Origin of the sequence: Actinomadura vinacea (assembly GCF_039532545.1) — a bacterium.
GTDB classification, from domain to species: Bacteria; Actinomycetota; Actinomycetes; order Streptosporangiales; family Streptosporangiaceae; genus Spirillospora; species Spirillospora vinacea.
Genome location: NZ_BAAARW010000020.1, coordinates 13,128 through 35,696 on the forward strand (window position 1 = coordinate 13,128; position 22,569 = coordinate 35,696).

Genomic DNA, 22,569 nt, shown 5'->3' on the forward strand with positions numbered 1-22,569 from the left:
GTGACGCATGGCCGGACAGCGTTTCGGCGATCTGGAGGCCGCGGTGATGGACCGGATGTGGTCCTACGGCCGTCCCGCCAACGTCCGCGAAGTCCTCGAAGACCTCCAGCAGACCCGCACCATCGCCTACACCACGGTCATGACCGTGATGGACAACCTCCACAAGAAGGGCTGGCTGCGCCGCACCCGGCAGGGCCGCGCCTACATCTACGAGCCGGTCTCCTCGCGTGAGGGCTACACCGCCAAGCTCATGCGGGAAGCGCTCGCCACCAGCGACAACCAGGCCGCGGCGCTGGTGCACTTCCTCTCCGACCTCTCCCCCGGAGAGGCCGAGGCCCTGCAAACAGCCCTGAAGGTGGTGCCACCCCGGGGCACCACGTGACCGCGGCGATCAGCCTTCTCGCCTACGCCGCGGCGCTCGGGGGCGGCGGCCCATGGCTGCTGCGCCGCTCGAGCTGGGCCGAACGCTCGCCAAGGCTGGGCATCCTGGTCTGGCAGGCCGCAAGCGTCTCGGTTCTGGGTGCGATCATGCTCGCCGGACTTGCCCTGGTGGTCCCGATCGCCAATGCACCGCACGGCCTCGCCGATCTCCTCGCCGCGTGCCGGCTGATGCTCCAGGCCCACTACGGGAGCGGCCCGCAGCCGATCGCCGCGTACGTGGGGATTCTGGTCGCCGGCGGCGTCGTACTGTGGACCACCTGCCAGATACTGATCGTCTTCATCACCGCCGTCCGGCAACGGCGGCGCCACCTGGAGACCCTGAACATGGTGGCACGACGCCGCCTCGACATCGGAGCCCTGGTCGTCGAGCATGCCCAGCCGATGGCCTACTGCCTGCCGGGACGGCGCCGTTGCGTCGTGGTCAGCACGGGAGCGCTGGACCGGCTGAGCAGCGAGCAGTTGGCGGCCGTCCTCGCCCATGAGCGGGCCCACCTGAAGGGCCGCCACGACCTGGTCCTCAACTTCGCCAGGGCCATCGGCCGCGCCTTCCCCGCTGTGCCACTTCTCCGTGCCGCCAAGGACGAGATCGCACGGCTGGTCGAACTGCTGGCCGACGACACCGCCGCACGGCACCACGACCGCACCACGCTGGCCGCCGCCCTGGTCACCGTCGCCAACGGGTGGGCTCCCGCCATGGCCATGGGCGCGGGTGGCGGAACGGCCGTCGTCCGGGTCCGTCGGCTGCTGGCCCCTCATGCCCCGCTGTCTCGCGCCGCGCGCCTCACCGGCGGATTCGGTGTCGCCTTGTTCCTTGCCCTCCCGGTCACCCTCGCCGCCAATCCCGCGATCATCGCGCTGCTCGAACGGCACTGCCACCTCCCGCTGTGACCCCCGGCCCGCCTCGTGCGCGTCCAGCCCGCGCGGGTCAGCGGGGTCGGCCACCAGCGCCTTCGCGACCGCGCGGACACGCTCATCGACGGCCTCCGGCACGTCGGTCGAGATCGTGGGAAGCGGCCGCAGCAGGTCCTGGACCACGGCCTCGGCACGAAGCCGTGGTCCGTCCGCGAGGTGCCGTCATGCGCGAGATAGGTGATCATGTGGGCCAGCAGCCCGTCGGCCGCGACCGCTGCAGGGTCCTTCCAGTCCAGACGGCACAGTTCTGGCTCGAAATAGAGGCTCCGCATGAGCACGTCACGGGTTGCGCCGGTCCGATGAAGGATTCCGGCTGCAATCCTCAGCACCGGGTCGGGGGGAGTACCGGCGGTCGTTGACCGCAATGGCGAGCACACCGCGCCGGGTCCATGCCAGCTGGTGCTGCGGATGGCCGTGCTCGGAGAACCACCCCCAAAGACAGTGGAAAGCTCCACACGACGATGGCACCCACGCCCGAGGGCGCCGGACACAGGCCGTCGTCACCCATAGCGGCGGGTCTATGTCCTTGATGCACTATCACTTGGCCTCATAGCTGATGGCGGCCATGGCGCACAGTCCATAGCGTCAGCGACATGACCGCCGACTTTCCACGCACCCACGGCAGTTGATCACCGGACGGTTCGTTCTGGGGACGGGCGCTGCAATGACCAGCCCGGCCGCGCTGGCGCTGGTCACGCTCTTATTCCCCGGAGAAAGGGAACGCGCAAAGGCCCTGGGCGTCTAGGGAGGCCTTGCGGCCTTGGGCGGCACCACAGGCCTTGTCCTGTCCGGCGCGCTCGCCGACCTCGCCTCCTGGCGCTGAATGTTCTTCATCAACCTGCCCATCGCCGCGACAGCGCTCGCCTTGACGCCCCGGCTGATCTCCGAGAATCGGCCCGCAACGCGCCCGGCCCGCCTCGATGTACCTGGCGCGCTGCTGGGCACGGGCGGCCTCACCGCCCTGGTCTTCGGATTGCTGGCGTCGGCTGACACCGGCGGGAGCACGCCCGGCACCATCGCCGTCGTCTTCGCCCTCGTCCTTGGAATCGCCTTCATGCTCGCCGAGGCACGCGCGACCGAGCCACTGATCCCGCGCTTCTTCTTGACCGTCCGGGCTCGCGCTATCGCCAATGCGCCGGGGCTACTATTCAGCGCCGCGTCCTACTCCTTCTCGTTCCGCCAGCAGTCCGAGGGCGACCTTGTCCAGGGCGCCTGGGGCGCGGAGATCTGGGTGGGACGTCGATGCAGTAACAGTCCGGCTCGACCACCCCTTGCACGCCGCGCCCCTGCCCTTCAAGACGTCGCAGCCGTTTCTATACCCCTAAGGGTATATAGCCAATGCTTGCCCTTAGATCGCTCATCGTGCGGCGACCGCCTTGCGGCCTTGCTCTGCCGCAAGGTCGGGCTCAGTCAGCTTTCCAGCGCGGTCCAACCTCCGCACCGCCAGGGCGGACGCCAGGCCGCCGCCGAGGAGCACCAGCCAGGGAAGGGCGGCCACGCCGGTGGCACGGGACAGGTCCAGAGCGGCTCCGCTCATGAGGTTTCCCAGCAGGATGCCCACGCCTGACAGCAGGTTGTAGAGCCCGTAGTAGGTACCGATCAGGCGACCGCGTGCCAGGGCGGCGATGGTGGCCATCTCGAACGGGAAGACCATCATCGTGCCGACGGTGAGCCCGGTGGTGCAGATGAGAATGGCGATCAGTCCGGCCAGCGCCCCGGTGAACCACTGCCCCACGATCAAGGCGACGAACGACAGCGCCATGACGGTGAGGCCGTGCGACATCGTCTGCCCGGGGCTCCAGCGCTTCTTGCACCAGGCCGTCAGCCGTACCTGGCCCGTCATGCCGAGCAGCGCGGAGATCACGAACAGCGCCACCACGCCGAATTCGCCTCCGGTGACGCGGCGGACCTCCAGCGGCAGCCCCAGGTAGACCTGGAAGGACAAGGCGTAGGAAGCGATCATCGCAACGGAGAACCCGAGGAAGGTGCGGTTTCCGAAGGCCTCGCGCCAGTCGGTGAGGACCGGCCGGTTCGAGTCGGCCTCCGCCCCGGTGCGGGCGGGCAGGAGGAACCACTGCAGCACGGTCAGCACGGCGAAGATGGCCGCCGCTCCCAGGCACACCGTCTGGAAGTCCGCGCGCAGCAGCAGGAGGCCCACCAGCGGTCCGATGAGGATCCCGGTCTGGTAGAAGACGTTGAACATCGCGAACGCCTCGACCCGCCGTTCGGGCTCTTCGTGGGCGAGGTACGCGCGCGCTGCGGGGTTGAACAGGGCTCCGGCGAATCCCGTCAGCGCCGATGCGATGATCAGCGCGGGCACGGCCGCCGAGAAGGCGAACAGGCCGAACCCGATGACCCGGAGCCCGCAGCCCAGCATGATCATGGGCTTGTAGCCCACCCGGTCGGCGAGGGTGCCCCCGATGAGGAACATCCCCTGCTGGCTGAAGTTGCGCAGCCCCAGGATGAGGCCGACCAGCCAGACCGCCAGCCCCATGCCGTTGGTCAGGTGGTCGGCGAGGTAGGGCATCAGCATGTAGAAGCCGATGTTGATCCCCGCCTGGTTGACGAACAGCATCTGGGCCGGCCGGCCGAAGGACCCGAACCCCTTGATCGTGGCGATCATTCGGCGGCTCCTTCGATCCAGGTCAGCGGGTCCGCCACGGTCGTGCAGCGGGTCCAGCGCTCGACAACCCGGTCACCCGGATGGGCGATCTCGTCGGGTTCGCCGGCGGGAGGGCCGGCGAGCAGGTCATGCCCGCGGCAGTAGTCGTCGTCATAGACGGTGTTCCAGTAGCGGAACGGCCCGTCGGGGAAGATGGCGACCACGGTGGGATCGCCGGGCAGCGCTCCCGCGAGCCACCGGGACACCAGGGCCACGGCTCCGGTGCTCCAGCCGCCGGTGACGTAGTGGTGCTTGGCCAGTTCGCGGCACGCCCACACGGCTTCGGCAGGGTTGACCCAGTGCACCTCGCTGAAGGAGTCGTAGGCGATATTGCGCGGGTAGATACTGCTGCCCAGACCTCGCATGAGCCGTGGTCGGGCAGGCTGGCCGAAGATCGTCGACCCGACGGCGTCCACGCCGACCAGCCGCAGATCAGGGAACTGCCGCTTGAGCACCTGGTAGACGCCGGCGCTGTGCCCGCCCGTGCCGACCGCGCACACGAGCACGTCGATGTGCGGGAACTGGCCGAGCAGTTCGTGCGCGAGGCCGGCGTAGGCGTCGACGTTGTCGGGGTTGTTGTACTGGTCGGGGCAGTAGGCGCCGGGCAGCGTGGCCATCAGCTCGCGCACGCGCTGCCTCCGGGCCTCCTGCCAGCCGCCGACCGGGTCGGGCCGGGGCACGATCTCCAGGCGCACCCCGTAGGCGCGTAGCATGCCGCACATCAGCGGTTCCAGGCCGGGATCGGCGACCAGGACCACCGGATGGCCGAGGATGATGCCGGCCAGCGCCAGTCCGAGCCCCAGGGTCCCGCTGGTGGACTCGACGATGGTTCCGCCGGGCACCAGCTCGCCGCGAGCCCGTGCCCGCCGGATCATGTGCAGGGCGGGGCGGTCCTTGATCCCGCCAGGGTTGAATCCTTCGAGCTTGGCCGAGAAGGCGCCCGGCATGGGCACGAAGGGGTCGGAGATCCTCGCCACCGGCGTGTTGCCGATGGCGAGGGACAGAGATGAGCTGCCGCGCTGGCCCGAGGTCTTGGTGAAGGCGGGTTCCGGGCGTGCGAGACGGGTATTCGATTCCATGGTGAAGATCCCCCGAACGGGTGGCCCCGTTCCGTTGGCGACATTTGCGTTGGCCGTCGACCGGCCGAGGACATGTGTCGGCACGTCGTCACCAGGAGCTCCGCTCCTTCGACTGGGAGCACGGAGCCCGGCTGAGCGGTGACGGCGCGCGGGATCTCTAGAGGCGCAGCACGCACAGGGCGTGACGAGGCGAGACCCGAGGGGGACGGCCTCGTCGCGGGCAAAGACCGGCCAGAGCTCGTTGGAGAGCGCCGTCCTGAATCAGTCCTCGTCCAACCGCGCCCAAAGCAACGAGCAGGAGCAAGGCCATGACCGTCAGCAGGGCCGCAGGGGCAGCCTCCGGCGCGTAAGTACAGCATGGATCGTGGTCGGGCCCATGGTCGTGCTGGTGCCCCTCCACCTCGGGAGGATGCACATGCCCAGCCCCATCCGCCGAGGCGGCACCGGCATGGGCACCGATGCCCGCGTGGGCAGCGCCATCGTGCGTCATGCACGCGCCGTGCATGAACGCCAAGCTCAATAGCACAAGCAGCACGGGGATGACCCGCATATACGACTGCTTGGTCAATATGCCCCGTGCATTCGGGGACGCATCTACGGCGGACATCGCGTCGACTATGCCAGTCTTACATCGCATATATCAACCTGATAACGGAAGCAGGACAGAAGAATACGGGCTGATCTGGCGGTTGATTCTTGGCGTGACCTCAGCAAACCGATCACAACAACACTGCGACACGCTTCGGCGCGCAATGAGGAACGCCCATGGGCCACGCCTGGCACCAATGCGGCAGCGCCCGCGGCGCGGGCACCGACTACTGTGAACCCTAGTAGATGTTGTCAAAACCGGCAGCCGGATCCCTCCACCCCACCGCCCCCAAGGCAGCCCCCTGAGGGCGCCACGTCCACACCCCTGCGCCACCAAGCATGGGCCACTCACCCCAGGCGGGTGTTTCAAATGCCCAAAGTCCCAAGTGAGCAGCACCGTTGAACGCTGACCGCTCGTGCCCGGATCCGCTCCAGAGTCCACCCACAGCCCAGATGGACGATGAACCAGGCAGGCCAGATGCAGGCAATCTGCAAATCCCCTGCCCGGCGGCCTCTACTATGGTAGATAGTATCTTTACGTCCGCTTGACGATCCCTTGGACATGTTCGGCCCGAGCACCGTCAGGGACCGGACTCAGCCACGATGCGCCCGCTTTCCCTCGAAGCGGCCGCCGACCAGGCCGGGCCAGCAGTGCAGCATATGCGAGAGGAGACCGGGCGTTGCCGCTCCAGCCCCTTTCCCCAAGGATTGTTTCGGTGCGCCGGGCGACACGCCGTAGCGCCATTGCCCTGGCCGCCACCGCCGCACTCGCCGGTGTTCCGAGTGTTCCTGTCGGCCATGCTCAGTCGCAGCCGACCGCACCCGAAGACACGAAGCAAGAGCTGGCGAAGCTGGAGAAGCAGGCCGCACGCCTGGAGAAGGAGTATCGCGGCAATCTGGAATTGCTCCGCGACGCCAGACGCGCCGCCGAGCGAGCAACGGTGGACAGCGAGCGGCGCAACCGGGAACTCGACGCCGCACGATCCCAGATCCGCACCATGGCGGCCGGATCCTACATGGCCGGCGGAGGCGATCCCGTTCAGGCCATGCTCGCCACGGACGGCGCGTCCATGCGCGGCGTGGTCATCACCGAGTACCTCGCCCGCAACAACAACCGCCGTATCCAACGCGTCACCGACCTCTCCGCCGCCGCGAAACAGTCCCACCGGACCGCCCAAGCGAAGATCAAAGCAGCTCAGCGCGAGCTCGACGACCTGGCAGGTCAACGCAAGAAGGTCAAGAAGCTGCTGGCCAAGCACAAGCCCGAGACGCCCAAGCAGGGTCGTCCGGACGGCGTCAGCGGCAAGACGAAGTCACCCCTGGTCGGCAACTACATGACGCCGCGCATGCGGCAGGTCCTCCAGGAGGTCGACGGGAAGTTCGGCCCCTTCCCCACGATCGGCTGCCACAGGCCCGGGGACCCGCAGGACCACGGAACGGGCCGCGCCTGCGACTTCATGGAGAGCACAGGCGGCCGTATGCCCACGGCCAGCGCGACCGCGCACGGCGACTCCGTCGCGCAGTACGTCATCAGCAACGCGTCCCGGCTCGGCATCAAGTACGTCATCTGGCGCCAGCGCATCTACGACATGCGCAACCCCGGCTGGCGGCAGATGGAGGACCGGGGAAGCGTCACCGCCAACCACTACGACCACCCCCACGTCTCCGTCCTCTGAACCAGCCAACCCCGGCAGGGCACCGACCCTCAAGCGGCTGGGAACGGCCGCCCGCGCAGGTAGATCATTATTGGATTTTACCTAGAGAAGTTTGGCAAACCGCTACATCATCTCCTATGTTTCGTAGTAGCCGACCTCCATCTCTCTGAAAGATGGAGGATCATCCGCCTAATTCCATGGCGCCCGACGCCTGGAAACCGGGGACCCATTCCTTGGGGTGAGTCCGCGACCCGCCGTCGCGGTAGGGCCTCCTCCTGGTCCGAACCCGTCAGCTAACCCGGTCGGCAGTCAAGGAGAGGAGAGACATGAACGCGCACGCTGGTCAGAGCCCGGCCACCACGACTTGCCCCCCGTGCATGGACGGCCACAGCCGCCTCCGGGCGGCCGTGACGGAGAGTCGACGCAGCCAGTGACGTAGATCCCACATCAAGCGTCCCCCTGATCACAGCTGGCTGCTGCCCCACTCCCCTGGGCCCCGCGCCCATATGCGCAACTAATTCGCAATTTATGCACTACTACCAGCAGTAGTGCTTGCTGAGCTTCCCCGAATTATTCGCTCGTCGCGCATCCCATTCCCTCATCACAGGCGGTCGATACCGCCTGCCCTTCGGCCTGCCCATTTCCCGGCTGTGCCCTGGGCGAACCATCAAAGGAAGAACCCCCATGGACTACAACGGCAGGCACCGCAACGCCGATCCCCCCGGTAGCCTCCTGCCCCGCCGCGCCGTCCTGCTCGGCGGCGGCATCCTCGCAACCGGAGCGGCATTCGGCGTGGTCGGGACGCTGGGCTCGTCACCCGAGCGAAGCGCACGGCAGGCCAGTGCTACCCCTGATGAAGCGTCCCGCGAAGACAGCCCTCGCGCGTCCCGGAAGTCCCGGAAGCCCGGCAAGTCGGCCACCGCTCCACTCATTCACGCGACCGAACGGTGGGGAGCCCGCGAGGCCGAGAGGACGGCGACCGTGAAGTCTGGTCCAAAGTACATCGTCGTCCACCACACCTTCACCGACAACGTCGACGACTACTCACTGGCGCAGGCCCAGCGCCTCGCACGTTCGATCCAGAACGTGCACATGGACCAGGGGTGGGGCGACACCGGTCAGCAGTTCACCATCAGCCGCGGTGGTCACGTACTCGAAGGACGAACCGGCAGCCTCGCCGCCGCCCGCGACGGCGAAATGGTCGTGGGAACCCACGTGGCGGGGGCGAACGACTTCTCAGTGGGGATCGAATGCGAAGGCACCTACAACACGGTCATGCCACCCCGCCGACTGCTCGCCTCCTTGGTTCGCATGTGCGCCTGGCTGTCCGTTCAGTACGACCTCAACCCGCACGAGGCCATCGTGCCGCACATGAAGTTCAACGACACCGATTGCTGCGGGTACAAGTTCGCCCCCACACTCCCACGTCTCCGAGACGAAGTCGCCAAAGCCGTCCCCGCGAAGCTCCTCGCATGAGGGATCGCATGTCGGCGAGGGTGACCACGTCCACGCCCTGCCGGGCCAGGGTGGTGCCGAGGGTGTGCCGCAGCGCGTGGGGTGAACTCCTCGTCCCGGCCGCGACCTCGATCCTGGTCCGGTCTGCGATGCCGTCGAGCACCTCGGTCGCCGTACGAGTCCGCTTTGGACTGGCAGCCGTGCACGAGCTTGCCGCCCAGCGCGGCATGCGTCTTGACCGACTCGACACGGCGGGCCTCGTCGAACCAGGTGCCGTGGTACAACTCGTCGACGGGGCGCCGCCACCATGGACACGCTGATCTCGCTCGGCGTGACGGCGGCGTTCGGGTGGCCGCTGTACGCGCGGCGGCCCACACCTGGAACCTGTCGGCGCTCATCGGTGCCCCTCCCCTGAATGCCGCTGATGATGGCCACGCAGGTCCTCGACCGCGGGCAGCTCGCCGAGGCGTTGCTGGGCGGCGATGGTGATGGCGTGGGCGATGGGATGCTCGGGGGCGTGCTCTGGCGCACCGGCCAGCCGCAGCGCCTGCGATTCCTCGACGCCCTCGGCGGTGTGCACGCTGAGCAGGCTCATCTTGCCGGTGGTGACGGTGCCGGTCTTGTCCAGGACCACGGTGTCGGTGCGGCAGGTGGACTCCAGCACCTCCGAGCCTTTGATCAGGATCCCCAGCCGCGCGCCACGGCCGGTGATCGAACCGCCGCCCTCCTGGACGCGGATCGTCCGCAACCAGGCCCGCTCCCAGGCCGCGCTGGCACCGGCGCTGCTCGGCCTGGCCACCGTCCTCATCCCCTGCGGGGTGACGATATCGGTGGAGGCGCTGGCACTGGCCTCGGGATCCCCGCTGGCCGGTGCGGCAACAATGGCGGTCTTCGTGCTGGGTACCGGTCCACTGTTCGCCGTATTGGGATATGCCGCCCGCAAGGCCGCCACCGCCTGGAGGGGCAGGCTGACCGTGGTTACCGGCCTGGTGGTACTGGGCATGGGTCTCTACACCCTCAACGGGGGCTTGGAACTGGCCGGATCACCGCTGGCGGCCAGCAGGATCGGGCAAACGGCCGGGATCGCCGGCGAGGCACCGGCCGCCACCATGGCCGCCACCACGGAGAACGGCCAGCAGACCGTCGTGATCACCGCGCGCACCAATTCCTACAGCCCCGCCAACGTCCAGGTCCGCTCCCGCGTCCCCACCACGCTGGTGATCAAGTCCGACGGCGCCCAGGGCTGCATCCGGTCCTTCATCATCCGAGGCGAACAGAAGATCCTGCCGGTCAACGGTGAGACCCGCATCGACCTGGGCGTCCTACAACCCGGGCGTCTCGACTATGCCTGCGGCATGGGCATGTACACCGGCCTGATCACCATCGTCTGAAGCATCCGCACGAACGAGGAATTTCACCATGGCCACTACCACCCACGTCTTCCAGGTCGACGGCATGCACTGCGGCAGCTGCGCGCTGCTGATCGACGACGCCCTGGAGGACCTGCCAGGCGTGCACGCCACCCAGACCACGATCAAACATCGACGCAGCACCGTCGAACTCGACACCAGCCAGAGCGGTCCCGACGAGGTGATCCGCGCGATCGAGGAACTCGGCTACCACGCCTCACCAGTGACCTAGCAACGGCGCGGGCACGTCGAACGGCTTGGTATCCACGTTCGCCCCCTACCGACGGGTCGGGCTATACCTGTCGTTCACGTGCCCGCCGCCGCACGGCAGCCCCCTGGACGATCGTCGCGCTGACCGGTCTGCCGGCCACCACCGCCCTCGGACCCGGCCGCGCCAGGCGAACGGAAATCCCCACTAATCAGTGTGGCCGGTGGAGCTGTTGCTCGGCGTGCTGTGGCCGGTGAGTCCGGCGCGCCCGATCGCGGCGGCGGCCAGCGGGACGGCCCCGGCGGTGTAGACAGCGGTGATGCCCGCGGTGTCGGTCAGCCATCCGCCCAGGCCAAGGAGGCCAGGGTGACCGCCACCGGAAACGCGCCTTGATGGATCACATTACTTCGATATCATCACGATATGTCGATTGATTCCGATTATGGAATGACTTCGTTGGATGGGCTGGCGCCGGCGGCGGCGCTGTTCCACTCGCTGGCCGACCCGGTGCGGTTGTCGATCGTGCAGCGGCTGGCCCGGGGCGAGGCGCGGGTGGTGGACCTGACACGCGAGCTGGGACTGGCGCAGTCCACGGTGTCCAAGCACCTGGCCTGCCTGCGCGGCTGCATGCTCGTGGACTACCGCGCCCAGGGCCGCCAGTCGTTCTACTTCATCGCAACCCCCGAACTGCTGGACCTGCTGCGCTCGGCCGAGCACCTCCTGGCGGCCACCGACCGCGCCGTCGCGCTCTGCCCGACCTACGGCACCGGCACCGACCAGCAGTTGGGCGCGTGCGCTCCCGAGCCGGAGGCACGGGCATGACAGTGCTGGCGCTGGACCCCTCTCCGCGGCGGCGGGCCGTGCTGGCACGGCGGGTGCGGTGGCTGGTGGCCGCCACCATCACCTACAACGTGATCGAGGCCGTCGTCGCGGTCACCGCCGGGACCCTGGCCTCCAGTGGCGCGCTGGTGGCGTTCGGGCTGGACTCGGTGATCGAGGTCGCCTCCGCGGCCGCCGTCGCCTGGCAGTTCTCCGCCCGCGACCCGGAGCTGGTGGAGCGGCGGGAGAAACGGACGCTGCGGATCATCGCGGTGTCGTTCTTCGCGCTGGCCGCCTACGTCAGCATTGACTCGGTGCGCGCCCTGGTCGGCGGAGGCGAGGCCGAGCACTCCACGGCCGGGCTGGTGCTGGCGGCGCTGAGCTTGGCGATCATGCCGTTCCTGTCGCACGCCCAGCGCCGCGCCGGCCGCGAGCTCGGGTCGGCCAGCGCGGTCGCAGACTCCAAGCAGACCCTGCTGTGCACCTACCTGTCGGCGGTGCTGCTGGTCGGGCTGGCGGTCAACAGCCTGTTCGGCTGGTCCTGGGCCGACCCGATCGCCGCCTTGGTCATCGCCACCGTCGCGGTCAAGGAAGGCCGCGAAGCCTGGCGCGGGGACGCCTGCTGCCCGCGCCCCCCTCTCCCCCACCAGCGATGGCGCCACCACGGCGAAGGACGCCGGCTGCGCCGACGACTGCTGCCGGACCGACGCCCCCGCCACCACGAGCATCGACACCACAAACAGGACCAACGCCGCTGGCCGCGAGGAAGGAAACCACCAGCGATGAAGGTCTCGACGGTGCGGCTGCTGGCCGACACCCGCCGCGCCGAGGCCGGCGGCGAACAGGCCATGGCCTCCCGACAGCAAGCTCGCCTGGCCGAGCTCGCGGCCTGGGCGCGCACACGCTCGCCCTACAACCGGCACCTGTACCGGGACCTCCCCGCCGGGGCAGCCGACCTGGCCGACCTGCCAGTCACCCGCAAGAGCGAGCTGATGCGCCGCCATCGACGATTGGGGCGCCGACCCCGCGGTCGCCCTGGCCCAGGCCAGGGCGTTCGCCGACGACCCCGCGCGCATCGCCGAGCCGTTCGCCGACCGCTACACGCTGACCACCACCTCAGGCACCACCGGCACGCAGGGCATCTTCCTGCAAGACGCCCGCGCGGCCGCGGTGACCGGCGCGATGATGGCGCGAATGCTGCTCACCTGGCTGAAGGCCGGGGGTCAACCAACCTGGCCAACCACCTCCAGCCGATCCTGCGCTACGACCTCGGCGACGCCGTCCAGGCCCGTCCCGACCGCTGCCCATGCGGCAACCCCGGCCCGGCCATCCGCGTTCAGGGCCGCGCGGCCGACCATCACCTTCCCCCGGCCCGACGGCGAGCAGGCCACCCTCGCCCCGCTGCCGCTGGCCACCCTGCTGGAGGCCGTGCCGGGACTGGAGCTGTTCCAGATCGTCCAGACCGCCCCCACCACGCTGCGCATCCGCACGCACCCTGCGCTCCACAGCGACCCCGACGCCCTCTGGCATCAGAACCAGACCCGCCTGAGCGAACTGCTGGCCCACCACGACCTGGACCACATCTACATCGAACCACCACAGCCGAACGCTGGCGGCAAATACCGCGCCGTCATCGCGGCCGCACCCTCGTCCATGGGCTCGCCGTCCACCAGCGTGACCGTCACACAGCGTCCGGCCAAGTGATCCACATCATCGTTGCCGCCCCGGGCTCGGCGCTGGGCCGCTACCCCGAGGGCAACACCGGCCGCGCCCGCGTCGGCCTGCCCCAGCCTATGCCGGTGCCCGCCGGCCTGGCCGCGCTCCTGCCCCGATGACCGAGCCGATCACCGGGGACCGGTCCTGGGCGGTGGCGGTCCGGCTGCGGCCCGGCCGGCTCACCTTCGCCGGCCGGCTCGGGTCGGCCCACACCCACTCGCACGCCGCGGTGCAGCTGCTGGTGGCCGTCAGCGGCGACGTCGTGCTCACCGACGCCGGCGGGCACGCGCGGCCGGTCCGCGCGGCGGTGATCCCCGCCGGAGCCGCGCACACCATCCAGGCCGACGACGCCTGCGGCGTGATGGTCTACCTCGACCCGGCCGGCCGCCAGGCCCGGGCGCTGACCGCACGGCTGGAACAGGCGACCGCGCACCCCCCGGCGGCGGACGACGACCCTGGTAGCCGGGTCGCCGTCTGGCAGGCGGCCGCCGGTCCCGCCGTGCCGGTCATCACCGACACCGCCGACGACCTGCTTGCCGATCCTGGGGCGGGCATCGCAGCGGCCGACCGGGCCGTAGGCACGCTGGCCGGACTCGCAGACCCCGCGGCCCCGCCCGAGGGCGGCCCGCTGCACACCGCGCTGGCGGCGCTGCCCGAACTCATCGCCGCCGGCGCCCCGGTCCGGCTGGAGACCGTCGCCGCCCGGGCAGGCCTGTCGGCCAGCCGCCTGCGCCATGTGTTCACCCAACAACTGGGGCTGCCGTTCACCACCTGCGTGCGGTGGGCCCGGCTGCAGGCCGCCATGGCGACGGTCCGCGGCGGCGGCACCCTCACCGCCGCCGCGCACGCCGCCGGGTTCGCCGACAGCGCCCACCTGACCCGCGTCTTCCACGCCATGTTCGGCCTGGCCCCCTCGACCGCCGCCCGCCACCTGCACTGGCACTAACCCCGCGCGCCCCGCAGGGGCGGGCGAGGTCAGCCGCTACGTTCAAGCCCCCGCCCCGGGGTGACGGCCAGCCTGGATGCCATGACCACAACCACGACAACAAAGACAGCCGCGCTGGTGCGGTACGGATACGTGCCGTTCATGCTGCTGGGCGCCAACGGCACTGCCGTCGCCCTGATCACCACCGGCGTCGCCGACGGCATAGGCAAAGCCTGGTTGCTGGCTCTGCTGGGGGGCGCGGTGGCCTGCTCCTTCGCCGCCGAACGGCTGCTGCCGTACGAGAACGCCTGGAACACCCCGCAAGACGACGACCGCCGCGACGCCGCCCACGCCATCGTCAATGAGACCCTCACCCTGGGCAGCGTCGCCGCCCTCCCGCTGCTGGCCGCCCTAATCCCCGGGAACGGCATCTGGCCGAACGGCTGGCCGTTCGCGCTCCAGGTCCTGGCCGCGATCGTGGTCGCCGACGCCGGGATCACCCTGGTCCACTACGCCAGCCACAAGATCGGCTGGCTGTGGCGGCTGCACGCCGTCCACCACAGCGTCCGCCGCTGCTACGGATTCAACGGCCTGATGAAACACCCCCTCCACCAAGCCCTGGAGACCGCCGTCGGCGTCACTCCACTCCTGATCGCGGGCTTGCCCCTGGACGTGGCCACCGCACTTGCCCTAGCCGTCGCCGTGCAGCTGCTGCTGCAGCACTCCAACGTCGACTACCGCATCGGCCCCCTCAAGCACCTCCTGGCGCTCAACGAAGGCCACCGCTTTCACCACCTCAAATGGGCCGGCATCGGCGACGTCAACTTCGGCCTGTTCACCCTGATCTGGGACCACGCCCTGCGCACCTACTCCTACGACCCGCGCCGCCGCTTCACTACGGACGACCTGGGCATGGCCGCCAAACCCCACTACCCCGACGGCTACCTCGCCCAGCTCACCGAACCGTTCAAACCGTCAGGGGCCTGCGCCGCCCCCACCACCGGCACCGCAGCCCCCGCCCCGCACACCACCAGCGCTTGACCCAGAGAGACGACAACGGCCACCTCGCCCGCGTCCCGCCAGGAGCCTGTGAAACAGAACCGGCATGTCCGCGCTCACCTCGTTCACCACCTGGGCTGCAGCGCCAAGAGGTCCTGGAGACCAATCCGGCGGTTGACCCGACGCGAGGCCGCCCGTCGCGGCGACCGCTCCATCCCCGCGCCCGCTTGGACAAGCTGCTGGCCGACCACGCGCATTCGCTGCGCGAGCGGGTGCTGTGGCGGCTCCTCTACGAAACCGCCGCCCGCACCGAAGAGATCCTCAGCCTGAACATTGAAGACCTCGACCTGAAGTTCCGCCGGGCCCGAGTCGTGTCCAAGGGCGGCGCGATCGTACGTGCACTGGGCCCGCCGCACCGACGCCGAGCGCAACATCGCCCGCATCGTGTCCGCGGCGCGCGTGCTGCTGAGTTCGGCCCCTGAAGCGAACACCGACGACATCGCGTAGGCCGCGGGCGTGGGGCGGATGACGCTGTACGGGCACTTCCGCACCCGGACCGACCTGATCGAAGCCGCGCTGAAGGACGCGCTTGGGGCTGGAGCAGAAACCTTGGCCTCCAGTGACCTGGAAGACGCCCGCGAGGTCATGGCTCGTCTGCTGGCCTCGAGCTGGCAGCTCGCGGCCGAGTCCGCAGCCCTACTGACCGCCGCCGAGGAGGTCCTCCCGGCGGGACGGGTGCGAGAACTGCACGACGAGCCCGCCCGGCGCATGGTCGAGCTCATCCACCGCGGTCAGGAACAAGGCGTCTTCCGCGCCGACCCGCCCACCGTCTGGCTGGTCAACGTCGTCCACATCATCGTCCACGGTCCGACGAAGGAGGTACGCGCGGGACGTCTGCCCGCACGCCACGCCGCCGAGTGGTGACGAAGTCCGTTTAATCAGTGCTGACTGGCTAGGCATCACGGCGGCGGGGCAACTGAGCCGTGATGGGAGACGTAACTCACAGTTACGCCTCCCCGAGTCACACGGACTCGGGTGGGGCCTCCTAGGCCCTGCCTGCGTCTTGCTCAGGTCTGAACGGTCAGCGCGACGCCACTGGCCACGCCCAGGACGAGCGACGCCGCCGCAGCGATGTAGGCAACGGCCTGGGGCCCGCGGCGAAGGGTGATGGCCGGGCCGGGGGTACGCCTGAAAGCAGGCGCGATCCAGCGCAGATAGTAGAAGACGCTCGCGACGGAGTTCACGGCTGCGACAACGGCAAGCCATGCAAGGCCGCCGTCGACAGGTGATGGCCACGTTCACCGACCCCGAACCCGGGCCCGACTGGACCGACCGTGACGCAGTAGTGGCCTATCGGGTCGAGGCTGAACGGCCGTACGCGGGAAGCCTCGGGTTCGACGAGCCGCACTACCGACAGCTCGCCGCCCAGGAGGTCGATCGAACCCAGGACATGGCCGCCTCGATGACCAACCACTTCGTCCTCGACGACGACACCCCGACCGGCTCCCGGCTCGACCAGATCACCGCCCCCACCCTGGTCCTGCACGGCACCACCGACCCGATGTTCCCCCTCGAGCATGGCCGAGCCCTCGCCGCCGAGATCCCCGGCGCGCAACTGGTCTCCCTCCCCGGCGCCGGGCATCAACAACCGCCACGAGAACTCTGGGACCTAGCCATAGCGGCAATCGTCGAGCACACCGAACAAAGCTGAACTCGTGTTGCTCCTCGCCGTCACCCGGGCGGATCCGTTCGCTCACCTTCACGGTAGGCGACCGCTCGGAGGAAGTTCCCAAATATCGCCTGAAACGTTCATTCCCATCGCAATACATCGTTATACGTGATGCCCGCTCCGGGGGATGGCGTCTATCAAGCTCACCGCAACAAGAAAGGCAACGAGCCATGAGTACATTCGCGCTCATCCACGGCGCCGGCGTCGGCGGAGGCTGGTATTGGCACCTCATAGAAGCCGAACTCCGATCCCTCGGACACACCACTGTCGCCCCCACACTGTGGACCGGCGACGATACGGCGACGTTATACGACTACGCCGACGCCGTCGTCAACACAATCGACACAAAGGACGAACTCTTCGTTGTTGCGCATTCGTTCGGCGGGTTCACCGCACCCCTGGTCGCCGAACGTCTTCCCACCGCCGGACTCATCTACGTCACCGCCATGATCCCCCGGCCCGGCGAGCCGCCGGCCGACTGGTGGAGCAACACCGGACATCCGGAGGTCGTCCGAATCCAGGCCGCCAAAGACGGTGGCCTCACCGGTTCCTCCGACCCATACGTGAGCTACTTCCACGACGTGCCCAAGCATCTGGCCGACCAGGTGTCGAGTAGGGAACCGCCCCCGCCCTCCAACTCCGCCTATTACGAGCCCTGGCCCCTCGACACCTATCCGACCACGCCAACGCGATACATCCTCTGCACCGAGGACCGGCTATTTCCCGCAGCATTCCAGCGCCAACTTGTACGTGAGCGACTCGGAATCACCCCCGCCGAGATCACGAGCGGCCACTGCCCCGCCCTCAGCCGCCCCACAGAGCTCGCAGCGATGCTCGACACATTCACACCAGCCCGCAACGAAGCGTCCGGCATCGGCTGACCTGTTTGCTCGGACCACGACCCCGGCAACGTGCCGCATCACCAAGGGACTGACAGCGGTTCGCCGTTGGAATATCCGAACGAGTCTCGAACAGGCCCGAGTCGGCCATGCTGAGAATCCGCAACCGGTCACCCAGCCCCGCCACGAGGGCCGAGAGAACGCCGCCACTTGGCGCTGACAGCTGCACTCACTCACGCGGGCCGCACCTGCACCGGTCACCGCCGCTACCGACCGAGTACCAAGCCGCAAACGAGGAGCAGATCCCGGACCGAGCACGGCCGTCCGGCGCCGTGAACGCCTCGACCGAGCGAACAGCATCCGGGGCGCCGGCCTATGCCAAGAAGGAAGACCCACATGTCCACTGACGACACACCACCCTGATGGGCCGTTGTCTCGACACGACGTTCATGGCGGCGACGAGGACCGCGACAGCGGGTGTACTTGCGTTCGGGTCGGCGAGCCCGGCAGACTCGGCTGCACTCACGCAGGGCCCACCAGCAGAGTCGCGCTGAAGGTCAACGGCGTGACTGCAGGACGCCGAGATCACGACCGTGGAGGGCTTGGCCACGGCCGACGATGATCTCCATTCGCTGCAGCAGGCGTTCATCGACCACGACGCCTTCCAGTGTGGCTACTGCACACCGGGGCAGATCATGTCCGGCATCGGTTGCATCCGTGAAGGGCACGCAGGCTCCGAGGAGGAGATCCGCGAGTCGATGAGCGGCAGCATCTGCCGCTACGGCGGCTACGTCAAGATCGTACGAGCGGTGCAACAAGCCGCTGGCGCCGAAGGCGCGTGACGACGATGTACCCATTCTTGTACCTCAAGGTCGACAGCCAGTCCGCTGCCGTCGCCGCGGCGCGCCACGGTGGACGCTTCATCGCGGGGGCACCACGCTGGTCGACCTGATGCGCGAGGAGGTCGAACGTCCCGAAACGTTGATCGACATCAGCGAGCTGCAGATGCGCGGCATCACACCCACCCGCCGCGGGGGTCTTCGCATCGGCGCGCTGGCGACGATGGCTGAGGCTGCCGCAGATCCGCGCGTTCGAACGTCCTATCCGGTGGTCTCGGAGGCCCTCGAACTGAGCGCCTCGGCCCAGCTACGCAATATGGCCACCATTGGCGACAACATCATGCAGCGAACCCGGTGTACGTACTTCCGAGACCTATCGGCGCCCTGCAACAAGCGGGAGCCGGGTTCCGGATGCGCCGCTCTCGAGGGCGACAACCGCGCCCACGCAATCCTGGGAATCTCCGGGGCTTGCGAGCCACCCGCCCTTCCGACCTTGCCGTGGCATTCGCTGCACTGGACGCGATGGTTCGTCTGCGAAGCGCGTCCGGACGCCGCCGGGTGGCCTTCGCCGACTTCCTCATAGTGCCGGGAGGCACGCCCGAGCGAGAACACGCACTGCGGGACGGGGAACTGATCACCGCGCTGGAGACCCCCGCCCAACCGAGTCCGCTGCGGTCGGCCTATCTCAAGGTCCGCGACCGGCAGAGCTACGAGTTCGCACTGACCTCCGCCGCCGTCGCGCTCTCGATCCGCGACGGCGTGATCCGGACGGCGAAGGTCGCTGCCGACGGCGTTGGCACCGTGCCATGGCGGCTTCGCGCAGTGGAGCGGCGGCTCGTCGGGCGGCGGCCGTCAACTGAGCTGTGGCGCACCGCGGCCGCACACGCGGCCGACGGGGCCGAACCCCTCGCACGCAACGCCTTCAAGGTCGACCTGCTCCAGCGCACGGTCGAGCGTCAGCTGCGAATCGCAGGAGAACAGCGATGAGTGACCAGCCCGAGGTGGCCGTCGGCCGCCCACTGAAGCGTGTCGAAGGCCGCCTCAAGGTCACCGGCCGAGCGAGGTACGCGGCCGACCACGGACCCGATCACGACATCGACGACGTCGCGTACGCGGTGATGGTCGACAGCAGTATCGGCCGCGGCCGGATCACCGCGATCGACACTACAGCTGCCGAGGCCGAGGCCGGCGTGCTGAGCGTGATCAGCCACCACAACGCGCCCACGCTGCCGTACGAAGACAACACCGGCGGCTCGTACACAGTGACGTTGCGGTGGGCGGTCGCCAGACCGACGCCGAACGCGGTGGCCAGGGCGGCGAAGGTCTCGTTGCGGCGCAGGTGCACCAGGACCAGCAGCGCTTGTCGCTCGGGCGGCAGCACCCGCCAGCGCGACCCGATCCGGCGGCGATGCCGGCGACGTATTGGCGGGACGCGAGCCACAAATACAGCGCAGCTGGATAGAACAGCACTGAAGCTCCTGGTAGGGCGGCCGAGTCTTGGTCGACTCCGTATCTACCGGGAGCTTCACTGCTTGGTGATCAGAACCGGCAGACCGCGACCACCTCGTGACCAGCTATCTCAGGATGGAAACGGCTCTCTTCCATTGGGATTTGCCGGTGCGCGTCTCCGTGCGCGTCTCGAAGGTGTGGCCGTCCGCGCGATGTCACAGGAGACTGAGAGCATCCATCCCGAACCAGGATCCAGAAGGGAAGAAGAGATGCGCACACTGATCTACACCGCCTTCGTCTCGCTGGACGGCGTCGTCGACTCGCCCGGCGGCGGCTCCTCCGAGAACCACCGCAGTAGCGGATGGACCTTCAAGGACATCGAGTTCCTGCCGGAGGTCTACGAGCTCAAGAGCCGGGAGATGGAGGAGGCCGGGGCGCTGATGTTCGGCCGGACCAGCTACGAGGCGTTCTCGCCGCTGTGGCCCGACATGGCGGAGTTCGCCCCGATCAAGGAGCTGCCCAAGTACGTCGTCTCGACTACCCTCGGCGAGGACGCCCTGGTCGGCAACTGGGGCGAGAGCACGATCCTGCGCTCCCTGAAGGACGTCGCCAGACTCAAGGAGACCGACGGCGGGCCCATCTTCATCCACGGCAGCGCCAGCCTCGCCCGCGGCCTCTCCGACGCGGGCCTGATCGACCGCTACGACCTGCTGCTCTTCCCGGTGCTGCTCGGAGCCGGCAAGCGCATGTTCAGCGACACCGACAAGGAGAAGCAGATGCTGAAGCTGGTCGAGTCCGAGAGCTACCCCAACGGCATCACCAAGCTCGTCTACGACGTCGTCCGCTGAGGGCCGCGCGAAGTCGCCAGATCGACGCCGAACGCGGTGGCCAGGGCGGGGAAGGTCTCGTTGCGGCGCAGGTGCACCAGGACCAGCAGCGCTTGTCGCTCGGGCGGCAGCACCCGCCAGCGCGACCCGATCCGGCGGCGATGCCGGCGAACGAGGCCGGCGACGTATTGGCGGGACGCGAGCGACAAATGCAGCGCAGCACGAAAGAACAGCACTGAAGCTCCTGGTAGGCCGGTCGAGTCTTGGTCGACTCCGCATCTACCGGGAGCTTCACTGCTTAGTGATCAGAACCGGCAGACCGCGACCACCTCGTGACCAGCTATCTCAGGATGGAAACGGCTCAGGGCATGGACCGCACAGCTTGCAGAGCAGACGGCCACGACCGAACTGCCCGATTCCGCCTGGCAACCGGCCCCGTTGAGCGTCCTGCTCGGTCTCCTCGAATGACCTCCCCTCGTCGAGACCGAAAAGCTACCGCCAGGAATAGGCATCCGCACGCTCCTCTTGTCTGCGGCTCGAGGTCTGCGGGCCGAAGGCGGGCACATGCGAGGGTTTTCACAGTGGCGACCTCGACGGCGACGGTCTATATGACGGCACGCGGGTACGGAGAACAACACAAGGTCACCATTCGTCTCGTCACCGGTGCCGGCTTCAGGCACAGCCAGGTTCTCGTAGCGCCGTTCCGGGGTGCCAGAATGACGTGGCTGGGCCTCGCCGACGTGAACGGTGACCGGAACGATGAGGTTTTCATTGCGCTGATGGCTGGCTCGCGGAACATCGAAGCCCTCGCTCTAGAATTGCGAGACGGCCGATTCATGCCCCTTCGCGGTATTAAGGCCGGACGGATCGCCCTTCATAACACGCAGATAGAGTACGCCGGCTTCACGTGCTCCAACGGTTCCCGCCTGACCCTTTGGAGGGTCCACCGGGCTGCGGGGAAGTCTCCTGTCTATAGGGGTACGGAAGAGGTGTGGTCGGCACCTCCAGGCGGCGCCTTCCAGCGACTCGCATCCCGGCGGGTCGAATTTCCCGCTGACGAGAAGTCAAGAGCTCCATAGCGGACGAGACTATCCGTAAGAACATCGGTGCTCGGTGCCCCGGACTCGATCTACCGCCGTAGAATAACCGCTCGGGCGTCTCTGTAGTCGACCACATCGGACAAATCGCAGCTCAGCAGGGCAACTGTCGGCGCCGAACACTCTGTCACCTCATGCGACCTGCGAGTATTCGTGAATGAGTCCGCCGAGTCGATCACGGCGTAACACGTGGACAATGCCAGGCGGGAGCTGTTGGCTGCGTCCGTCCGGTGATCGCTGAGCCAGGCTGCGGTGCGGCCGGTGGGTGTTGTAGTAATCGACGTACTCGGCCAGCACAGCACGCAGGTGCCGTTCGCCGCCGATGAGGATCCGGTCGGTGCACTCGCGGCGGACGCTGCCGAGCCGGCGTTCGGCGATCGCGTTGGCCCGCGGAGCCCGTACCGGCGTCACGATGATCTGGATGCCGATCGAGGTGAACACCACTTCGGAGGCTGCGGTGAACTTGGCGTCGCGGTCACGGATCAAGAACTCGAACCGGTCGGCCCGCTCGCCCAGGTCCATCAGCCGGTTGCGGGCCTGCTGCGCGGTCCAGGGCCGGTGGGGTGAGTACTGACGCCCATGATGTGCACGCGGCGGGTCTCGATCTCCATCGCGAACCACACGTACAGGCGCTGAAGGCGCACGGTGTCGACGTGCAGGAAGTCGCACGCCGGCATGCCGGAGGCCTGGCGGCCAGGAACTGCCGCCAGGTCGGCGAAGCCCGCCACGGCGTCGGCCCCAGCCACGCAGCAGCCAGGATCCGCCGGACGGTGCCCTCCCCGATCCGGTACCCCAGACCGAGCAGCTCGCCCTGGATCCGGCCATGCCCCCATCGCGGATTCTCGGTGGCCAGTCGAACCACCAGGTCGCGGACCTCTTCCGAGACAGGCGGACGAACGGCCTTGCTCGGGTAGGTCCAGT

General features: G+C 68.4%; 27 protein-coding genes, 2 pseudogenes and 1 riboswitch. Of the genes and pseudogenes, 19 read left to right on the plus strand and 10 right to left on the minus strand.

Annotated features, from left to right (window positions below):
- Positions 1-7 precede the first annotated feature (7 nt).
- The gene (locus ABD340_RS24545; protein WP_344591933.1) at positions 8-382 is read left to right on the plus strand and encodes a BlaI/MecI/CopY family transcriptional regulator; all 375 of its coding nucleotides are present in this window, start codon (positions 8-10) and stop codon (positions 380-382) included.
- On the plus strand, positions 379-1,329 hold the full coding sequence (locus ABD340_RS24550) for a M56 family metallopeptidase (RefSeq protein WP_344591935.1): 951 nt from the start codon (positions 379-381) through the stop codon (positions 1,327-1,329). The genes ABD340_RS24545 and ABD340_RS24550 overlap by 4 nt, the downstream gene beginning before the upstream one ends.
- A 1,172-nt stretch (positions 1,330-2,501) precedes the next feature.
- Here the strand turns inward: ABD340_RS24550 and ABD340_RS48045 are convergent.
- From ABD340_RS48045 to ABD340_RS24560, 3 genes are all read right to left on the minus strand, one after another.
- Complete coding sequence (locus tag ABD340_RS48045; RefSeq protein ID WP_425547432.1) at positions 2,502-2,630, minus strand: hypothetical protein; 129 nt, start codon at positions 2,628-2,630, stop codon at positions 2,502-2,504.
- A gap of 80 nt (positions 2,631-2,710) precedes the next feature.
- Positions 2,711-3,976 carry an MDR family MFS transporter gene (locus tag ABD340_RS24555; RefSeq protein WP_344591936.1) on the minus strand — a complete coding sequence of 422 codons (1,266 nt, stop codon included), beginning with the start codon at positions 3,974-3,976 and terminating at the stop codon, positions 2,711-2,713.
- A complete protein-coding gene (locus ABD340_RS24560) occupies positions 3,973-5,094 on the minus strand; it encodes a PLP-dependent cysteine synthase family protein (protein ID WP_344591938.1) in 1,122 nt (373 codons plus the stop codon). The genes ABD340_RS24555 and ABD340_RS24560 overlap by 4 nt, the downstream gene beginning before the upstream one ends.
- A gap of 1,304 nt (positions 5,095-6,398) precedes the next feature.
- Here ABD340_RS24560 and ABD340_RS24565 point away from each other — a divergent pair.
- Both ABD340_RS24565 and ABD340_RS24570 read left to right on the plus strand, forming a co-directional pair.
- On the plus strand, positions 6,399-7,358 hold the full coding sequence (locus ABD340_RS24565) for a coiled-coil domain-containing protein (RefSeq protein ID WP_344591939.1): 960 nt from the start codon (positions 6,399-6,401) through the stop codon (positions 7,356-7,358).
- Positions 7,359-7,513: 155 nt separating this feature from the next.
- A riboswitch (cyclic di-AMP (ydaO/yuaA leader) is annotated at positions 7,514-7,661 on the plus strand.
- A gap of 360 nt (positions 7,662-8,021) precedes the next feature.
- Positions 8,022-8,813 (plus strand): peptidoglycan recognition protein family protein, encoded by a 792-nt coding sequence (locus tag ABD340_RS24570; protein ID WP_344591941.1) that lies wholly within the window; start codon positions 8,022-8,024, stop codon positions 8,811-8,813.
- Here ABD340_RS24570 and ABD340_RS48050 read toward each other — a convergent pair.
- Positions 8,716-9,021, minus strand: coding sequence for a tyrosine-type recombinase/integrase (locus ABD340_RS48050; RefSeq protein WP_425547454.1), 306 nt, complete (start codon positions 9,019-9,021; stop codon positions 8,716-8,718). The two genes, ABD340_RS24570 and ABD340_RS48050, sit on opposite strands and share 98 nt — an antisense overlap.
- A 210-nt stretch (positions 9,022-9,231) precedes the next feature.
- Positions 9,232-9,501, minus strand: a pseudogene (locus tag ABD340_RS24575) (heavy metal translocating P-type ATPase); the annotation flags it as partial.
- A 1-nt stretch (position 9,502) separates the two neighbouring features.
- Between ABD340_RS24575 and ABD340_RS24580 the strand changes: the two are divergent.
- From ABD340_RS24580 to ABD340_RS24620, 8 genes are all read left to right on the plus strand, one after another.
- Entirely contained in the window at positions 9,503-10,183 is a 681-nt protein-coding gene (locus ABD340_RS24580) for an urease accessory protein UreH domain-containing protein (RefSeq protein WP_344593240.1), read from the plus strand.
- Positions 10,184-10,211: 28 nt separating this feature from the next.
- The gene (locus ABD340_RS24585) at positions 10,212-10,433 is read left to right on the plus strand and encodes a heavy-metal-associated domain-containing protein (protein ID WP_344591942.1); all 222 of its coding nucleotides are present in this window, start codon (positions 10,212-10,214) and stop codon (positions 10,431-10,433) included.
- A gap of 423 nt (positions 10,434-10,856) precedes the next feature.
- Positions 10,857-11,231 (plus strand): ArsR/SmtB family transcription factor, encoded by a 375-nt coding sequence (locus ABD340_RS24590; RefSeq protein ID WP_344591944.1) that lies wholly within the window; start codon positions 10,857-10,859, stop codon positions 11,229-11,231.
- Positions 11,228-13,063, plus strand: coding sequence for a DUF3703 domain-containing protein (locus tag ABD340_RS48055; protein ID WP_425547433.1), 1,836 nt, complete (start codon positions 11,228-11,230; stop codon positions 13,061-13,063). The genes ABD340_RS24590 and ABD340_RS48055 overlap by 4 nt, the downstream gene beginning before the upstream one ends.
- A complete protein-coding gene (locus ABD340_RS24605) occupies positions 13,060-13,890 on the plus strand; it encodes an AraC family transcriptional regulator (protein ID WP_344591945.1) in 831 nt (276 codons plus the stop codon). Before ABD340_RS48055 ends, ABD340_RS24605 begins: the two co-directional genes overlap by 4 nt.
- Positions 13,891-13,971: 81 nt before the next feature.
- Complete coding sequence (locus tag ABD340_RS24610; protein WP_344591947.1) at positions 13,972-14,910, plus strand: sterol desaturase family protein; 939 nt, start codon at positions 13,972-13,974, stop codon at positions 14,908-14,910.
- Positions 14,911-15,095: 185 nt separating this feature from the next.
- Positions 15,096-15,350, plus strand: coding sequence for a tyrosine-type recombinase/integrase (locus ABD340_RS24615; protein WP_344591949.1), 255 nt, complete (start codon positions 15,096-15,098; stop codon positions 15,348-15,350).
- A 34-nt stretch (positions 15,351-15,384) separates the two neighbouring features.
- Entirely contained in the window at positions 15,385-15,792 is a 408-nt protein-coding gene (locus ABD340_RS24620; protein ID WP_344591950.1) for a TetR/AcrR family transcriptional regulator, read from the plus strand.
- A 143-nt stretch (positions 15,793-15,935) separates the two neighbouring features.
- Here the strand turns inward: ABD340_RS24620 and ABD340_RS24625 are convergent, their stop codons facing one another.
- Positions 15,936-16,112, minus strand: a complete 177-nt coding sequence (locus tag ABD340_RS24625; RefSeq protein WP_344591951.1) for a hypothetical protein — start codon at positions 16,110-16,112, stop codon at positions 15,936-15,938.
- A gap of 2 nt (positions 16,113-16,114) precedes the next feature.
- Here ABD340_RS24625 and ABD340_RS24630 point away from each other — a divergent pair, with 2 nt between their 5' ends.
- From ABD340_RS24630 to ABD340_RS48060, 6 genes and pseudogenes are all read left to right on the plus strand, one after another.
- Positions 16,115-16,579 (plus strand): alpha/beta fold hydrolase, encoded by a 465-nt coding sequence (locus ABD340_RS24630; RefSeq protein WP_425547455.1) that lies wholly within the window; start codon positions 16,115-16,117, stop codon positions 16,577-16,579.
- A gap of 188 nt (positions 16,580-16,767) precedes the next feature.
- On the plus strand, positions 16,768-17,478 hold the full coding sequence (locus tag ABD340_RS24635; protein WP_344591954.1) for an alpha/beta hydrolase: 711 nt from the start codon (positions 16,768-16,770) through the stop codon (positions 17,476-17,478).
- Positions 17,479-18,038: 560 nt separating this feature from the next.
- Complete coding sequence (locus ABD340_RS24640; RefSeq protein WP_344591956.1) at positions 18,039-18,278, plus strand: (2Fe-2S)-binding protein; 240 nt, start codon at positions 18,039-18,041, stop codon at positions 18,276-18,278.
- Positions 18,279-18,387: 109 nt separating this feature from the next.
- Positions 18,388-18,858: an FAD binding domain-containing protein gene (locus tag ABD340_RS24645; protein ID WP_344591957.1), complete on the plus strand. Its 471-nt coding sequence runs from the start codon at positions 18,388-18,390 to the stop codon at positions 18,856-18,858.
- Complete coding sequence (locus tag ABD340_RS24650; RefSeq protein ID WP_344591959.1) at positions 18,798-19,262, plus strand: FAD binding domain-containing protein; 465 nt, start codon at positions 18,798-18,800, stop codon at positions 19,260-19,262. Before ABD340_RS24645 ends, ABD340_RS24650 begins: the two co-directional genes overlap by 61 nt.
- Positions 19,259-19,459, plus strand: a pseudogene (locus ABD340_RS48060) (hypothetical protein); the annotation flags it as partial. The gene ABD340_RS24650 and the pseudogene ABD340_RS48060, both read left to right, overlap by 4 nt.
- Here the strand turns inward: ABD340_RS48060 and ABD340_RS48065 are convergent.
- A complete protein-coding gene (locus ABD340_RS48065; protein WP_425547456.1) occupies positions 19,363-19,716 on the minus strand; it encodes a helix-turn-helix domain-containing protein in 354 nt (117 codons plus the stop codon). The pseudogene ABD340_RS48060 and the gene ABD340_RS48065 sit on opposite strands and share 97 nt — an antisense overlap.
- Before the next feature lie 277 nt (positions 19,717-19,993).
- Between ABD340_RS48065 and ABD340_RS24660 the strand changes: the two genes are divergently transcribed.
- The gene (locus ABD340_RS24660) at positions 19,994-20,572 is read left to right on the plus strand and encodes a dihydrofolate reductase family protein (protein ID WP_344591960.1); all 579 of its coding nucleotides are present in this window, start codon (positions 19,994-19,996) and stop codon (positions 20,570-20,572) included.
- Here the strand turns inward: ABD340_RS24660 and ABD340_RS24665 are convergent.
- The 3 genes from ABD340_RS24665 to ABD340_RS24675 form a co-directional block, all read right to left on the minus strand.
- Positions 20,554-20,787 (minus strand): transposase family protein, encoded by a 234-nt coding sequence (locus ABD340_RS24665; protein WP_344591962.1) that lies wholly within the window; start codon positions 20,785-20,787, stop codon positions 20,554-20,556. The two genes, ABD340_RS24660 and ABD340_RS24665, sit on opposite strands and share 19 nt — an antisense overlap.
- A 993-nt stretch (positions 20,788-21,780) precedes the next feature.
- Complete coding sequence (locus ABD340_RS24670; RefSeq protein WP_344591964.1) at positions 21,781-22,170, minus strand: integrase core domain-containing protein; 390 nt, start codon at positions 22,168-22,170, stop codon at positions 21,781-21,783.
- Positions 22,170-22,394, minus strand: coding sequence for a hypothetical protein (locus ABD340_RS24675; RefSeq protein WP_344591966.1), 225 nt, complete (start codon positions 22,392-22,394; stop codon positions 22,170-22,172). Before ABD340_RS24675 ends, ABD340_RS24670 begins: the two co-directional genes overlap by 1 nt.
- Positions 22,395-22,569 lie beyond the last annotated feature (175 nt).